At 72.1% G+C, this 15,067-nt stretch carries 13 protein-coding genes; 12 read left to right on the top strand and 1 reads right to left on the bottom strand.

The features are described 5' to 3' along the window. The first annotated feature begins 74 nt into the window (after positions 1-74). The 8 genes from OHA17_RS28450 to OHA17_RS28415 all read left to right on the top strand — a co-directional run bounded on the left by OHA17_RS28450 (position 75) and on the right by OHA17_RS28415 (position 9,555). A complete protein-coding gene (locus OHA17_RS28450; RefSeq protein WP_406508937.1) occupies positions 75-1,496 on the top strand; it encodes a hypothetical protein in 1,422 nt (473 codons plus the stop codon). Then, entirely contained in the window at positions 1,493-2,587 is a 1,095-nt protein-coding gene (locus OHA17_RS28445) for an ARPP-2 domain-containing protein (protein WP_406508936.1), read from the top strand. Before OHA17_RS28450 ends, OHA17_RS28445 begins: the two co-directional genes overlap by 4 nt. Positions 2,588-2,708: 121 nt before the next feature. Next, a complete protein-coding gene (gene glnII, locus OHA17_RS28440) occupies positions 2,709-3,740 on the top strand; it encodes a glutamine synthetase (protein WP_406508935.1) in 1,032 nt (343 codons plus the stop codon). A 368-nt stretch (positions 3,741-4,108) separates the two neighbouring features. Next, entirely contained in the window at positions 4,109-4,693 is a 585-nt protein-coding gene (locus tag OHA17_RS28435; RefSeq protein ID WP_406508934.1) for a winged helix-turn-helix domain-containing protein, read from the top strand. A 211-nt stretch (positions 4,694-4,904) separates the two neighbouring features. Next, positions 4,905-6,170 carry a sensor histidine kinase gene (locus OHA17_RS28430; RefSeq protein WP_406508933.1) on the top strand — a complete coding sequence of 422 codons (1,266 nt, stop codon included), beginning with the start codon at positions 4,905-4,907 and terminating at the stop codon, positions 6,168-6,170. Then, positions 6,155-6,802, top strand: coding sequence for a LuxR C-terminal-related transcriptional regulator (locus OHA17_RS28425; protein ID WP_406508932.1), 648 nt, complete (start codon positions 6,155-6,157; stop codon positions 6,800-6,802). The genes OHA17_RS28430 and OHA17_RS28425 overlap by 16 nt, the downstream gene beginning before the upstream one ends. A 75-nt stretch (positions 6,803-6,877) precedes the next feature. Continuing rightward, the gene (locus OHA17_RS28420; protein WP_406508931.1) at positions 6,878-8,023 is read left to right on the top strand and encodes a methyltransferase; all 1,146 of its coding nucleotides are present in this window, start codon (positions 6,878-6,880) and stop codon (positions 8,021-8,023) included. A gap of 149 nt (positions 8,024-8,172) precedes the next feature. Next, on the top strand, positions 8,173-9,555 hold the full coding sequence (locus tag OHA17_RS28415) for a DUF1996 domain-containing protein (RefSeq protein ID WP_406508930.1): 1,383 nt from the start codon (positions 8,173-8,175) through the stop codon (positions 9,553-9,555). Between the two features lie 53 nt (positions 9,556-9,608). Here the strand turns inward: OHA17_RS28415 and OHA17_RS28410 are convergent, their stop codons facing one another. Next, complete coding sequence (locus tag OHA17_RS28410; RefSeq protein ID WP_406508929.1) at positions 9,609-9,992, bottom strand: hypothetical protein; 384 nt, start codon at positions 9,990-9,992, stop codon at positions 9,609-9,611. Between the two features lie 195 nt (positions 9,993-10,187). Between OHA17_RS28410 and OHA17_RS28405 the strand changes: the two genes are divergently transcribed. The 4 genes from OHA17_RS28405 to OHA17_RS28390 all read left to right on the top strand — a co-directional run bounded on the left by OHA17_RS28405 (position 10,188) and on the right by OHA17_RS28390 (position 15,037). After that, entirely contained in the window at positions 10,188-10,982 is a 795-nt protein-coding gene (locus OHA17_RS28405; RefSeq protein ID WP_406508928.1) for a tyrosine-protein phosphatase, read from the top strand. Between the two features lie 77 nt (positions 10,983-11,059). Next, positions 11,060-13,003: a hypothetical protein gene (locus OHA17_RS28400; protein ID WP_406508927.1), complete on the top strand. Its 1,944-nt coding sequence runs from the start codon at positions 11,060-11,062 to the stop codon at positions 13,001-13,003. Positions 13,004-13,083: 80 nt separating this feature from the next. After that, on the top strand, positions 13,084-13,971 hold the full coding sequence (locus OHA17_RS28395; protein WP_406508926.1) for a metal-dependent hydrolase: 888 nt from the start codon (positions 13,084-13,086) through the stop codon (positions 13,969-13,971). A 1-nt stretch (position 13,972) separates the two neighbouring features. Continuing rightward, a complete protein-coding gene (locus OHA17_RS28390; protein WP_406508925.1) occupies positions 13,973-15,037 on the top strand; it encodes a PDR/VanB family oxidoreductase in 1,065 nt (354 codons plus the stop codon). The last annotated feature ends 30 nt before the right edge of the window (positions 15,038-15,067 follow it).

Genomic DNA, 15,067 nt, shown 5'->3' with positions numbered 1-15,067 from the left:
CCTCTACAGCAAACATTTCGCTGCTCGCGCCCCCATTCCCCGGCCGGCTTCCACTTCACGCACGGGGGACCTCCATGGCTCAGGAGAGCTACGCCGACCTCGTGGCGGCCGAGGACGTACTGCTCTTCGTCAATGCCGCCGTCACCGCCACCGGGCAGCGCGAATTCCGCTCGGGCGCGGCCGAGCAGCGGCTCTCGCTCGACTTCCTCCACGCGTACGTGCGGGTCAACTACCGCAGGGTGTACGCCGCGGTGCTCGCCCTGGACATCAACGACCACAACGCGGCGCTGATCGTGCGCCACCTCCTGGAGAGCGCGGGCGAGGCGAGCGCCGAGGAGAAGCGCACCGAGGGGCAGCTGATCGCGGCCCGGCTCGCGGTGCTCCCGCCGCAGCGGGTGTACCGGCTGCTGCGCGCGCTGCGGGCGGCGAAGGTCAACAACCGGCGCACCCGCGCCATCTTCCGCGACTGGCTCGCGGCCCGCCCTGACCCGGCGTTCGACGCGGTGAAGTACCGCGGCGGCCTGAAGTCCGCGGCCCGGCACGCCCATCTCCCTTACGGTGGTGGGGAGTTGGGGGATTTCCTGTTCCGGCCCGGCCGCCGGCCCCGCTACGAGCACCCCCTGCTCGACGCCCACCGCCGCGCGCACTACGAGCAGGCCGCCCTGTACGAGCTGCCGTTCACCGTGGCCGAGGGGTTCGCGGCCCGGCACGGGGTGCCGCGCGAGGTGTTCCTGGAGCGGATCGCGCCCCGCACCACCCGCCTGGAGCGGCTGCGCATCCAGTCGCGGGCCGGGGCCGCGCCCGCCGACCTGGCCACCATGCCGCTGACCCGGCTCGCGCTGTACGTCCTCTCGCTCGGCCTCGACGAGCGGGCGCGGCGCCGGGCCGAGCTGACGGGCGCGCTGCGGGCCTCGGCGCTGCGCGCGGCCGGGCCGCACGCGGGCAGCTGGGGCCGCGTCTCGGCGGTGCTCGACGACAGCTACTCCTCCGGCGGCTCCGGCGAGAAGCGGCGCCGCCCGCTCGCGGTGGCCCTGGCCTGCCACTTCCTCCTGGCCGCGCTGGCCGGTGCGGGGGCGTACCGCGGCCGGTGGACCTCGGGCGGCACGGATCCGCTGCTGGTCCGGCCGTCCGGCGCGACCCCGCTCGGCTCGTGCGTCCTGGACGCGCTCGACGACTCCCCCGAGCGGCTCGTGATCGTCTCCGACGGCTGGGACAACGCGCCGCCGGGCCTGGCGGGCGAGGTGCTGCGGGTGTGGCGCACCCGGCTCGCCCCGGACCGCCGCACCCGTGTCGTCCACGTGAACCCCGTATACGACGCGGACGGCTTCGACGTGCGCCGCCTCGCCCCCTCGGTGCCCACGGCCGGCATCCGCGACGCCGAGGACCTGCCCGCCCTGGTGGAGATCGCCGAGTTCGCCGAGGGACGCACAGGCCTGGCCGAGCTGTACACGTATCTGGACCGCCGCACGGCCGACTTCACCGGGGGCAGCCGATGACCTCGCTCGATCTGACCGGGCTCAGCGCCGGGCCCGCCCAGGTGTGGGGCGGCATCCGGCTCGTGCCGTTGCTGCGCGCGGAGCCGGTGGCGGGGCTGCGGCTGAGCCGGGAGGTGTACCGGGACCCGGTGGGCGCGGACGTGCGCCTGAACGACACCACCCGCTACACCTCCTACATCCCGCACGGCTTCGTGGCCGACTGGTCGGGCGAGGGCCCTTCGGCCGCGTACGGCACGGCGCTGGGCGACGCGCCGGCGAGCCGGCTGCCGCTGCACCGGATGGCGAAGCGGCGGCCCGGCGACCGGCTGCGCTTCCTGCCGCTGCACCTGGCCCTTGAGGGCTATCTGGCGCTGCACTTCGGCGGCCCCTGCGTGCAGTGGGACACCTGGTCGCGCCAGGCGCTGCGCGGCGGGCTCTCGCCGCGCGTGGAGAGCGCCTACCTCGGCGCGGACGTGCCCCAGCTCGCCGACGCACTGCGGGTGTTCGAGATCCACCCGGGCCAGTGCGGTGTCCTCGTGTACGCGGCGGACGCGCTCGGTGCCGCCTTCGCGGTGCCGCACCCGGACGACTACCGGGCGCTGCACGCCACCCTGCTCCAGGACCTGTTCGGCGAGCTGATCCACCAGTACGCGCAGTACGGGCGCCCGGTCGCCGAGTTCACCGCCCGCGTCGACGAACGGCACGTGCGCACCCTCGCGGACCTGCGCGCGGCGGCCCGCGCTCAGGAGCGGGCCTGGCGCGAGGCGCACGACACGGTCATGGCCGCCGAGCTGTACGACACCTCGTACGCCTTCAGCCGGGTGTACCGGATGGGCGGCTTCGACCTGTGGCGCTTCCTGCCGCCGTTCCACCGGGGCGGCGCCGCCCAGCACATCGGCGAGGCGATCACCGACCGCAAGGGCAGGGTGGCGTATCTGAAGACGTTCCGGCTCTCCGAGAACCAGGTGCGGCGCGGTCATCTGCTCCAGAGCCTGGCCGCCCACGACTGGGACCCGGTACGAACCGCCGAGGCGCTGGGCACCGTACCGGAGGAACTGACGAGGCGGATCCGCAATGCGGGCTTCGCGGCACTGCTGCGGCACCCCAGGTAACACCGGGTTCACAAACGGGCAACGGACGGGAAATGCCGGGGTGTGAGGCTGCCGGGCAGACAGCAACGCCGCAGCGTGGCAGCGCGCAGGCACCCCGCAGCTCCCGCAAAGGATGGCTTCCGTGACGTACAAGGCCGAGTACATCTGGATCGACGGCACCGAGCCGACCGCCAAGCTCCGTTCCAAGACGAAGATCATGGCCGGTTCGCCCGTCGCCGTCGCCGAGCTGCCCATCTGGGGCTTCGACGGGTCCAGCACCAACCAGGCCGAGGGCCACGCCTCGGACCGCGTCCTGAAGCCGGTCTTCTCCTGCCCGGACCCGATCCGCGGCGGCGAGAACGTCCTCGTGCTGTGCGAGGTCCTGAACATCGACGGCACCCCGCACGAGTCCAACACGCGTGCCCTGCTGCGTCCGCTCGCCGAGCGGTTCGCGGGGCAGGAGCCGATCTTCGGCATCGAGCAGGAGTACACCTTCTTCGACGGCGACCGCCCGCTCGGCTTCCCCGTCGGCGGCTTCCCGGCCGCGCAGGGCGGCTACTACTGCGGCGTCGGCGCGGACGAGATCTTCGGCCGCGAAATCGTCGAGAAGCACCTCGACCACTGCCTCGCCGCGGGCCTCGGCATCTCCGGCATCAACGCCGAAGTGATGCCAGGACAGTGGGAGTTCCAGGTCGGCCCGCTCGCCCCGCTGGAGGTCTCCGACCAGCTGTGGATCGCCCGCTGGCTGCTCTACCGCACCGCCGAGGACTTCAACGTCTCCGCCACCCTCGACCCCAAGCCGGTCAAGGGCGACTGGAACGGCGCGGGCGCGCACACCAACTTCTCGACGAAGGCCATGCGCGAGGGCTACGACGCGATCATCACCGCGTGCGAGGCGCTCGGCGAGGGCTCCAAGCCCATGGACCACGTCAAGAACTACGGCGCCGGCATCGACGACCGCCTGACCGGCCTGCACGAGACCGCCCCGTGGGACCAGTACAAGTACGGCGTCTCCGACCGCGGCGCCTCGGTGCGCATCCCGTGGCAGGTCGAGGTGGACCAGAAGGGCTACATCGAGGACCGCCGCCCCAACGCCAACGTCGACCCGTACGTGGTGACCCGCCTCATCGTCGACACCTGCTGCACCGGCCTGGAGAAGGCCGGCCAGGTCTGAGCCGTCCACCCCGGTTCTGAAGGGCGTCTGCCGCTGGTGCGGCGGGCGCCCTTCGGGGTTCCGCCGTGGAGGGGTGGATTCCGGTCACGCTCCGCCAAGGATCCGTATCAGTCCGTGGGAGGGGCTGCTGCACCGGGCGGATCGTCTGGTTGAATGGGGACATGGCCAGCATCCAGAACCCCGTGACAGGTCGCAGCGACCTTGAGCCGTTCTGGCCGTCCCGTCAGGACCACGACTTCGACCGGGTGTGTTGCCGCGCGACGAACGCGCCGGCCCTCTAACGCCTCGATCCACTCCAGGCCTTCGGCCCGCGCGCAACGACGTACGTCTCCTGCCGACGACTCTCCGCGCGAAAGAGCTGACCCCTCATGGCGAACACCCGTACCCTCCCCTCCGCCGACGCCCACACCCCCCTGCCGCTCGGCCGGCACCGACTGCGGGCCGTGGACCGCGACGAGGTGGCCCGTCCTGCCCCGTCCCAGGTCATCGACTTCCTTCCGCCGGGCGCCACTTGGCTGCCAGCCCCCCAGCACACCCTGCCCGCGCTGCCGGGCCAGCCGCCGATGGTCGGCTATCTGGTGCTCGTCCCGGCCGACCAGCAGCCCGCGCTGCTCGCCGCGGCGCCCGAGCCCCTGACGCCGGTCCCGGTCGGGTCCGCCTCCTTCGGCGGGGACGCGCTCGTGCGGATCGACACCGTGCGGCGCACCGCCGAGGTGGACGGGGCCATGCTCGACCTCACCTACCTCGAATTCGAGCTGCTGGCCCACCTGGTGGCGCACCCGCACCGGGTGCACACCCGCGACCAGCTCGTCACCACGGTCTGGGGCTACGGCCACGTCGGCGACGGCCGCACGGTCGACGTCCATGTCGCCCGGCTGCGCCGCAAGCTGGGCGCGGAGCATCGCGGGGCGATCCAGACGGTGCGGCGCGTGGGGTACAAGTACGCGCCCTGACAAGGGAGTTGGAGGGCGGGGCGTCGACCGGCGCCCCGCCCTTTTGTGTCCGGCGTCCCCGTCTCCCTTCGTACGGTGCCTCGCCGGTCGGGCGAAGCGCGAGGTCGGGGGTGTTGCCGGCAACACCCCGGAAGCGGGGGCGGAGCCCAGTGACCGGCGGCGGTCGGCCCGGCGACACTGGAGGCCGGGTACTAGGGAGACGGGGACGCACATGAACGCCGCCAAAGCACGGGACGCGCTGCTCGCGGGGGTTCGGGGCTTCGCGTTGAGCCTCGTTTCGATCGTCGGGTCGATCCTGCTGTTCACGCTCAGCGTCGTCTCCATCGCCCTCATACCCATCGGCATCGGCGTGCTGACCACCCCGCTGGTCATCGGGCGGGTGCGGGCCCACGCGAACTTCCGGCGCGAGCTGGCCGCCCGCTGGAGCGGGGTGCGGATCCCGTCGGCGTACCGGCCGTTGCCGCACCGACGGGGTCCGACCGGCTGGGTCGGGCGGTGCACGGTCATGCTGCGCGACCCGGCGACCTGGCACGACCTGCGCTGGATGCTCGCCGACATGACGGCCGGGTTCGTCACCGCGCTGCTGCCGCCGACGCTGATCCTGTACATGGCGTACGGCTGGGTCCTCGCGCTCGGCGTGTGGCGGCCGATCGCGGACGCGGGCGGCGACTGGTTCCTGTTCGTCCACGTCGTCAGCCAGCAGAGCGCGAACGCCGCGGCGGCGCTCGGCACCGCGATGTTCGTGCTCGCCATGTTCGTCAACCCGGCCCTACTGCGCGGCCACTTCAAGCTGGCCCGGGCGCTGCTCGCACCGTCCCGCGAGGCCGAGCTGGCGCGGCGCGTCGACCGGCTCACCGAGACCCGGCACGACGCGGTGGACACCTCGGCGGCCGAACTGCGCCGCATCGAGCGGGACTTGCACGACGGGGCGCAGGCCCGCCTGGTCGCCATGGGCATGAACCTGGGCACCATCGAGGCGCTCGTCGAGACGGACCCGGCGAAGGCCAAGCAGCTCCTCGCGATGGCCCGCGCGTCCTCCGCCGAGGCGCTGGCCGAGCTGCGCGACCTGGTGCGCGGCATCCACCCGCCGGTCCTGGCCGAGCGCGGACTCGCGGACGCCGTACGGGCGTTGGCGCTGCGGCTGCCGGTGCCGACCGACGTGTCGGTGGACCTGCCGCCGCGGGCCCGCGCCGAGGCGCCGGTCGAGTCGGCCGCGTACTTCGCGGTCAGCGAGGCGCTCACCAACGCGGTCAAGCACGCGGACGCGGACAGCATCTGGGTCGACCTGTCGTACGAGTCGGGCGCGCTGCGCGTGTCGGTCGGCGACAACGGCAAGGGCGGCGCGAGGACCGGGGCGGGCACCGGCCTGACCGGGGTCGAGCGCCGGCTCGGTACATTCGACGGCGTCCTGGCCGTCAGCAGCCCCGCGGGCGGTCCCACCCTGGTGACCATGGAGATCCCTTGCGAGTTGTCCTAGCCGAGGACCTGTTCCTGCTCCGCGACGGCCTGGTCAGAATGCTGGAGGCGTTCGACTTCGAGATCCTCGCCGCCGTGGAGAGCGGCCCCGAGCTGACCCGGGCGCTGGCGGAACTGGAGCCGGACGTCGCGATCGTCGACGTCCGGCTTCCGCCGTCGCACACCGACGAAGGCCTCCAGTGCGCGCTCGCCGCCCGCCGCGCCCGGCCCGGCCTGCCGGTCCTGATCCTGTCCCAGCACGTGGAGCAGCTGTACGCGCGCGAGCTCCTCGCGGACGGCAACGGCGGGGTCGGCTACCTCCTCAAGGACCGGGTGTTCGACGCGGCGCAGTTCGTCGACGCGGTACGCCGGGTCGCGGGCGGCGGCACCGCGATGGACCCGCAGGTCATCCAGCAGCTCCTGTCGCGCCGCGCGCAGGACGAGCCGATGGGCGGGCTCACCCCGCGCGAGCTGGAGGTGATGGAGCTGATGGCGCAGGGCCGCTCGAACGTGGCGATAGCCGAGCGTCTCGTCGTGACCGAGCGGGCCATCGCCAAGCACACGTCCAACATCTTCGCGAAGCTGGGCCTGCCGGTCTCCGACGACGACAACCGCCGGGTGCTCGCAGTGCTCGCCTACCTCGACCGCGGCTGAGGCGGGCGGGGGCCTGGGCGGCGACTGCGGGGTTCCGCGGCGATTTCGGGTTAGCCTGGCAAAACAATGAACCGCATGATCACGCCCTGGGGCGAGCACGACCTGACCCGATTCCCCGAAGACCCCCGCGACCCGCTGCGGGCCTGGGACGCCGCCGACGACTATCTGCTGCGGCACCTGGCCGGGATCACGGACCTGGACCTCTCGGGGACCGTCGTCGTCACCGGCGACCGCTGGGGCGCGCTCACCACGGCGCTTGCCGAGCACGGCCCCGTCCAGATCAGCGACTCGTTCCTGGCCCAGGAGGCGACCCGGGCCAATCTGGCGCGGGCGGGCTCCGCGCCGGATTCCGTACGCCTTCTGTCGACGCGGGACGAGGTGCCCGAGCGGGTCGACGTGCTGCTCGTGCGGGTACCCAAGAGCCTGGGGCTCCTGGAGGACCAGCTGCACCGGATCGCGCCCTCGGTGCACGCGGGCACGGTCGTCGTCGGCACCGGCATGGTCAAGGAGATCCACACCTCGACGCTGAACCTGTTCGAGCGGATCCTCGGCCCGACGAAGACCTCGCTGGCCGAGAAGAAGGCCCGCCTCATCTTCACCACCCCGGACCCGGCGCCGGCCAGGCCCAAGAACCCGTGGCCGCTGACGTACTCCCTGGAGCTGGGCATCGGCCCCGCCTCCGGGCTCGCCGTGACCAATTACGCCGGGGTGTTCTGCGCCGACCGCCTCGACATCGGCACCCGCTTCCTGCTCCAGCACCTGCCCGAGCGCACCGGCCCGGACCACGTGGTGGACCTGGGCTGCGGCAACGGCATCGTGGGTACGGCGGCGGCGCTCGCCAACCCCGAGGCGCGGATCACCTTCGTAGACGAGTCGCACCCGGCGATGGCCTCGGCCGAGGCCACCTTCCGGATGTGCGCGGGGCCCGCGCGCGAGGCCGAGTTCCGGCTGGGCGACGGTCTGGCGGACTTCGAGCCCGGCACGGCCGACCTGGTCCTGAACAACCCGCCGTTCCACACCCACCAGGCGACGACGGACCGCACCTCCTCGCGCATGTTCGCGGACGCCCGCACGGCGCTGCGCGAGGGCGGCGAGCTGTGGGTGGTCGGCAACCGGCACCTCGGCTACCACGAGAAGCTCCGCCGCATGTTCGGCAACTGCGAACTCATGGCGTCCGACCCGAAGTTCGTGGTGCTGCGCGCGGTGAAGCGGGCGCGGTAAATCCTGAGGGAGTCTCAACTCCCGTGAATCTCCTGAGGCGTTGAACACCCCACCCTTCCCATCCGTATGGAACTGCGCGCTTCAAGCGAAGGAGTTCCATGGGACGCATCTCACGCTCACCACGAAAACGGCAGGCTCTCCCCCGCCGGATGATGATGGCCGCGGCCGCACTCATCCTGGGCGGAGGCGGGCTCGTCGCGGTCAATTTCTACGCCTCCGCCAGTGAAGGCGATGCGGGCGGCCAAGGGTCGTCCGGGCAGGACATGGCTCAGATGCGGATGTTGTCGACCATCGACTGCCCGGATGTGGGCAATTCCCTGTCCACCGTGCCCGATTCCGCGAAATCGCGCGTAGACCGCCGACTCGCCGACCTCGATACGCAGATCACCGACGCCTATACGAAGTTCGCCGACAACAAGGACCGCATCCAGCGCGATCCCCGCCTCGCGGACACGATGGTGCTCAACCCGCTGAAACGGCAACGCACCGATTCCATCGGCCAGATCGCGGACGCCACCGGTCAGCCGGACCTGAACGACAAGGGCCTCGCCGCCTGCACGATGCGGGCCGCGGACGCCCCGGCGTCCAATGATCAGAACGGCAACCAGGCCGACGGCCAGAACGCCGCCGACAACGTCACCGCCTCCGGCCCCGCACGCAGCGACTTCGTCGACATCCGGTCCGTACGGCCGAACGTCGCGACCCCGCAGCCCGGGCGCGGCGCCTCCACCGGCACCTTCACCAGCGACTGCGGCCGCAACCAGAACGGAAAACGCAACCCCGACAACGTCATCGTCGCGCCGGGCGTGAGCAATGGCGCCCACCATATGCACGATTACATCGGAAACCAGGCGACGGATGCCTTCTCCAGCGATGCCGATCTCGCCCGGGGCAACACCAGCTGCCGCAATCAGGGCGACAAGTCTACCTATTACTGGCCGGTCGTACGGATCCTGAACCAGGGCAACGACATCGACGCCAACGCGGACGGCGGCGGCAAGGACAAGAACGTCGGAAAGATTCAGACCCCGGCGCAGGCCACGATCCAATTGGTCGGAAGTCCGGTGAGCAAGGTCACCGCGATGCCCCGGTTCCTGCGGATCATCACGGGTGACGCCAAGGCGTTCACCAACGGCAATGCGAATGCCAATGCCTCCTGGAGCTGCACCGGATTCGAGAACCGCCAGCTCAAGGACAAATATCCGCTGTGCCCGCAGGGCAGCCAGGTGGTCCGTACCTTTAAATTCCAGAGCTGCTGGGACGGAAAGAACACCGACAGCGCCAATCACCGCACCCATGTCGCCTTCGTGGACAAAAGGGGTGCCTGCCCCGCCGGATTCAAGGCGATTCCCCAGCTCGTGCAGCGCATCGTCTACGACGTCCCGGCCAAGGCCGGCGCCTTCGCCGTGGACTCGTTCCCCGAGCAGCTCCACAAGCCCGTCACCGATCACGGTGACTTCATCGACGTCTTCAGCGACCAGCTGATGGGAAAGGCGGTGAACTGCATCAACACCGGGCGCTCCTGCGCCTGACCCCCTGCGCGCGAGCGCGCGAGGAGGCAACTGCCGCTGCGCGGCCGCCTCGGTCAGTGTCCGGAATGCATGGTCCCGGTCTCGACACTGCCACCGAGCCGGCCGTGCAGTGCCGTGACCACCGGCTGTTCGCCGACCGCCACCCACTTGCGCCCGACCAGATAGACGCCGCCGTAGTCCCGCGCCTCGTTGATCCACTCCCGCTGGCCGCGGTCGGTGGCGAAGGTGGCGAGCACGTAACGGCCGTCCTTGGTCGTGCAGTTGGCCTGCCGCAGCTCGGCCGAATTCGTCGAGACGACGGGCGTGCAGTCGGCCCGGGCGGCCAGCTGCTCCAGGGTTCCGCTCGCGGTCGTGGGCGCGTGGGACGACGTACCGCAGCCGGTCACCACCGCGACGGCCACAACCACCCCAAGGGCCACTCGTGCATTGTTTCGCATCACCCCATCTTGCCTCCAACTCCCTTATAAACAAGGCGACTTGGCGATTTTTACAACGCGAAGAGGCGGCAGGGTCGCGGCTTCACGGACGCGGGACATTTCGCGGCACTGGGGCTCGGTCTCGGAGTGGCGGCGGCCGTGGACTACCGTTCGGATCGAAACCGGTAGATTTCACCCGCCAGGAGCCGCCCGCACATGATCACGATCCCCGCCACCACCGTCGCCAACCTGCGCGACCTCGGCGACACCCCGCTGTCCGGCGGCCGCACGGTCCGCTCCGGCCTGGTCTTCCGCGCCGGTCAGCTCGACCGCATGGACCCGGCGGCCGATCCGGCGGTGGCCGCGCTTGGGCTGCGTACGATCCTCGACTTCCGCACCGACGCCGAGCGCGCCGACCACCCCGACCGGGTGCCGGCCGGGGCCCGGCTCGTCGTCGCCGACGCGCTGGCCGACAAGATCTCGGCGACCGGCGCACCCGCCGCCGCCCAGCTCAAGCACATCCTGGCCGACCCGGTCGTGGCCGAGGAGCACCTCGGCGGCGGCAAGGCGCAGGCCCTGTTCGCCGACACCTACCGCTCGCTGGTCTCGTCCCAGTCGGCCCGCTCCGCCTACCGCGCGCTCCTGACGGAGCTCGCCGCCGACGACGCGGGCCCGCTGCTCTTCCACTGCACGGCGGGCAAGGACCGCACCGGCTGGGCGGCGACGGTGATCCTGACGCTGCTCGGCGCCGACGAGGCGACCGTCGAGCGCGAGTACCTGTCCGTCAACCCGGCCGTGCGCCAGGCCTTCGCCCCGCTCGTCGAGGGGTTCACCGCGCAGGGCGGCGACCCGGAGATCGCGCAGGCCATCATCGGCGTCGTACCGGAGTACCTGGCGGCGGCCCTCGACGAGGTCGCCGCGAAGTACGGCTCGGTGGAGAAGTACGCCCGCGAGGGGCTCGGGGTGCCGGACGACGCGGTGGCCCGGCTGCGCGAACGGCTCATCGCGTGATCGACTCGCATCGGCGTCAACTCGCCTGATGGGTCAGCCGGTTGGGTACGGGGTGACCATCTCCACATTCGCTCGTTTTGCTGAACGTGGCCCCAGAGCAGGACATCCTCAACCCACCCGCCCCCTCCGTCGGCGTCGAGCAGGCCGAGGCCGCGCTCGTCGAGCACTATCCGCGACTGGTGCGGCTCGCCTATCTCGTACTTCCGCCATCGCTCGGGCGCAACCGCCGCGTGGTGACCGCGCACGCGATCGTGCAGCGCTCGCTGCCGCGCGGCCGGAGCGGCTCCGGCGACGGCCCCGACGACGGGCTGATCCCCGGGGCGCGGCGGGCCGAGGCCGGCGGCGACCCGGGGTATGTGTACGTGCGGCGGCGCGTGGTGCGCCAGGCGCTCGAAGCGGGGCTTCCGCTGCGCCGCAAGGCCTGGCCCAAGCGGGCGCAGTTCCCGCCGCTGCTGCCGCAGGTCTGGGGCCTGAGGCTGTTCCCGCGTTCGGGCGGCGCCGATGAACTCGCCCTGGACCAGCGCCTTTCCGCCCTCTCCGGGCCCGCCCGGGCGGCCTATGTGCTGCGCGGTCTTGAGCGGCTCGGCGACGACGAGGTGTGCGCGGAGCTGAACGCGGCGGGGGTCACCGAGGCCCGCCGGGCGCTCGCCGAGGCCGACACCACCGAGCCGCAGGCCGGGCTGCTGGAATCCGCCGAGTTCGACCCCTGCTCGCTCCAGGCCCGGCCCACCGATCTGATGCGGCGCCGCCAGCACGGCCGTGCCGCGCTCGCCGCCGTGGCCGCGCTCGTGGTGTGCGGGGCGCTCATCGGCCTGCCGGGCGACGACTGGGGGCCCGACGGCGCGGCCGCGCCGCCCTACGCGCAGAACCCGGCGGCCCAGGCCGCGCTCGACCCCGGCCATCTGCTGCGGGTCGAGCCCACGGCGTGGACGACCGCGACCCGTACGGACTTCTCGGTGTGGCCGGCCCGGGGCGATCTGCTCGGCGACTCGGCGCTGCTGCGGCGGGCGCTCGCGGTATGGGCGCGGCCGGGCGAGTCCGTGCAGGTCTCGGCGACGCCGGGCACCCCGTCGGGTCCGCCGATGGGCGCACCCCAACTCCTGTTCGCGGGCGAGGTGGACCGGGCCAGGGTCGTGCTGCTCTACGACGGGCTGCGGGTCGCCCGCTATGCCGAGCCGCGCGACGGCACGGCCGGGGCCGCGCTCGACTTCGCGCGCGTGGATGCCGCCGACACCACGTCCGCGAGCGCGCTCGTGGTGGGCCGGACCGATGGCAACGTGCGCTATCTGACCGCGCCCTGGGTGCGCCAGGCCTCCGTACGCGATCTGCTGACTCCGGACGCCTCCGCGCGGCCGCTGCACCGGGACAAGGACGGGGTGACCGACCCGGTCGTCTCGCCCGCCCAGGCCCAGCAGTGCACGTCCTGGGAGGCGCTCGAATTCCACGACGACAGCGGGGTGCGGCTCGTCACCGACCTCGGCGAGTTGGCTCCCGCGCGGCTGACGTGGGGGCCGCCCCACGACGCCCGCGACGTCGACGACCGCTCCGCGCGCCAGGGCTGGGCGCGGACCGCGTGCCTGCTGCCCACCGTCCGCTCGCACGGGGTGCGCTCCGTCAACGACTGGCAGTTCGCCCAGCAGGCGCTGCCCGAGAACAACGGCACTGCCGACTGGATCTGCACCCGGGCCGAGACCTGGCGGGGCGCGGGCAGCCGGGTGTTCGCCCAGTTCCAGGCGCCCTCCGCCAAACTCGCGCCGGGTGCGATCGCGGCCCGCGCCGAGAACTCCGCGGCCTGCGGGCTCCGCGAGGCGCGGGTCCTCGCCGGGGTGCTGTGGAAGTCGCGCGGCGGAAACTGGTTCGTGCTCGCGGCGGGCAGCGAGCAGGTGGCGTCGGTGACCCTGTCCGGCGGGATGACCGGCAGCGGGCGGGGCAACCTGCTTGCCGTACGGGCCAAGGAGGGGGCGCGCGCCGAGCTCGACGGACGGCTCACGGACGGGACTCCGATCAGCACCCTGCGCTGAGAGCCCGCGGCTGACCGATCCGCCCAACAATCCGGTACGCACCCCTGTCGCTGCGGCGTACCCGTCAGTACATTGACGCCATGTCTAATACGCCGCAGCCCGCTCCGGTCGCGGAGGAGCGCATCGAGCTCAAGGCCCGGAACGTCTCGTTCGAGTGGGAGAAGACGCCGCTCCACTGGATACCCGGCGACCCGTTCACCGGCCACACCATCAATGTGCTGCACCTGTTGCTGCCGGCCGGTGAGCGCTGGTTCGTGCACGTGTACAAGCAGGTCCTTCCGCACATCACGGACGACCGGCTGCGCGAGGACGTCATCGGCTTCATCGGGCAGGAGGCGATGCACTCCGCCGCGCACGACGACGTGCTCCCCCATCTGAAGAAGCTCGGCCTCGACCCGACGCCGTACACCGCGCAGGTCGACTGGCTCTTCGAGAAGCTGCTCGGGGACCGTACGCTGCCGCCGGGCAGGGCGCGCGAGTGGTGGCTGATGGAGCGGGTCGCCACCATCGCGGCGATCGAGCACTACACCGCGTTCCTCGGCAACTGGATCCTCAACGCCGAAACCCTGGACCGGCGCGGCGCCGACCCGATGATGCTGGACCTCCTGCGCTGGCACGGCGCCGAGGAGGTCGAGCACCGGTCTGTGGCCTTCGAGCTGTTCATGCACGTCGACGGCGGGTACCGGCGCCGGGTGCGCACCTGGGCGACCGCGTTCACCGCGCTCGCCTTCCTCTGGCAGCGCGGGGCCCGTTTCTTCATGGCGAACGATCCGACTCTGGCGCAGGGCAGGGCGAGCTTCGGGGAGTTCTACCGGGCCGGCAAGAAGGGCATGCTGCCCTCCACCCCCGCCATGCTCAAGTCCATCCCGCGCTATCTGAGCCGCACCTATCACCCCTCGCAGGAGGGCAGCACGGCCCAGGCCGTGGCCTATCTCGCCGCATCGCCGGGCGCCAACGGAGGCCGCTGACATGCGCCGTGCCACCACGTTCGCCCTGGCCGCCGGGGCCGCGCTGCTCACCCGGCGGGCGCTGCGCCGCCGCATCGCCGCCTCGCCGCTGTGGCCGATGCCCGCCCTGGAAGAGCCCGTCTCGGGGCGCGGCACCCGGCGTTCCACCATCACCCTGAAGCTGACCGTCACCGAGCGGACCGAGCCCGCCGAAGGCGTCGTACGGCTGCGCCTCGATGCCGTGGACGGGGCCGAGCTGCCCGCCTGGGAGCCCGGCGCGCACCTCGATCTGGTGCTGCCGTCCGGTCTCGTACGGCAGTACTCGCTCTGCGGCGACCCGGCCGACCGCACCTCGTACACCGTCGCCACCCGCCTCATCGAGGACGGCCGGGGCGGTTCGCGCGAGGTGCACGAGCAGCTCCAGGAGGCGGTCGAGGTGTCGGTGCGCGGGCCGCGCAACCGCTTCCCGCTGGCGGCGAGCACCTCGTACGTGTTCGTCGCGGGCGGCATCGGGATCACGCCAATTCTCCCCATGCTCAAGTCAGTTGGAGCCTCGGGCGCCGACTGGCGGCTGCTGTACGGCGGCCGTTCGCGGGTCACCATGCCCTTCCTCGACGAGATCGAGAAGCTGGGCGGGCGGGTCACGGTCGTCCCGGAGGACGAGTCCGGACTGCCGGATCTCGCCTCCTTCCTCGCCAACTCCCCTGCTGACGCGGCCGTTTACTGCTGTGGGCCCGATCCGCTGATGGACGCGGTCACCGCCGCGCTCGGCCCCGGGCGCACCCCGCACCTGGAGCGGTTCGCGCCCGGCGCGGCCGTGGCGGGCGCCGCGTTCGAGGTCGAGCTGCGGCGCTCGGGGCGCACGCTGGCCGTCCCGGCGGACAAGTCGCTGCTCGCCACCCTGCGCGAGGAGCTGCCGGGCGTCTCGTACTCCTGTGAGCAGGGCTTCTGCGGGACCTGCCAACAGCGGGTCCTGGAGGGCGAGATCGACCACCGCGACGAGCTGCTCACGGATGCGGAGCGCGACGACTCGATGCTGGTCTGTGTATCGAGGTGCCTGGGCAAGAAGCTGGTGCTCGACCTGTAGGGGGTGCCCGGCCACCCTCTGGGTACTCTG

This window comes from Streptomyces sp. NBC_00212, from assembly GCF_045206365.1.
Taxonomy (GTDB): Bacteria; Actinomycetota; Actinomycetes; order Streptomycetales; family Streptomycetaceae; genus Streptomyces.
The sequence above is the reverse complement of the archived record's forward strand: the minus strand, read 5'-3'. Positions and strand labels throughout refer to the sequence as shown.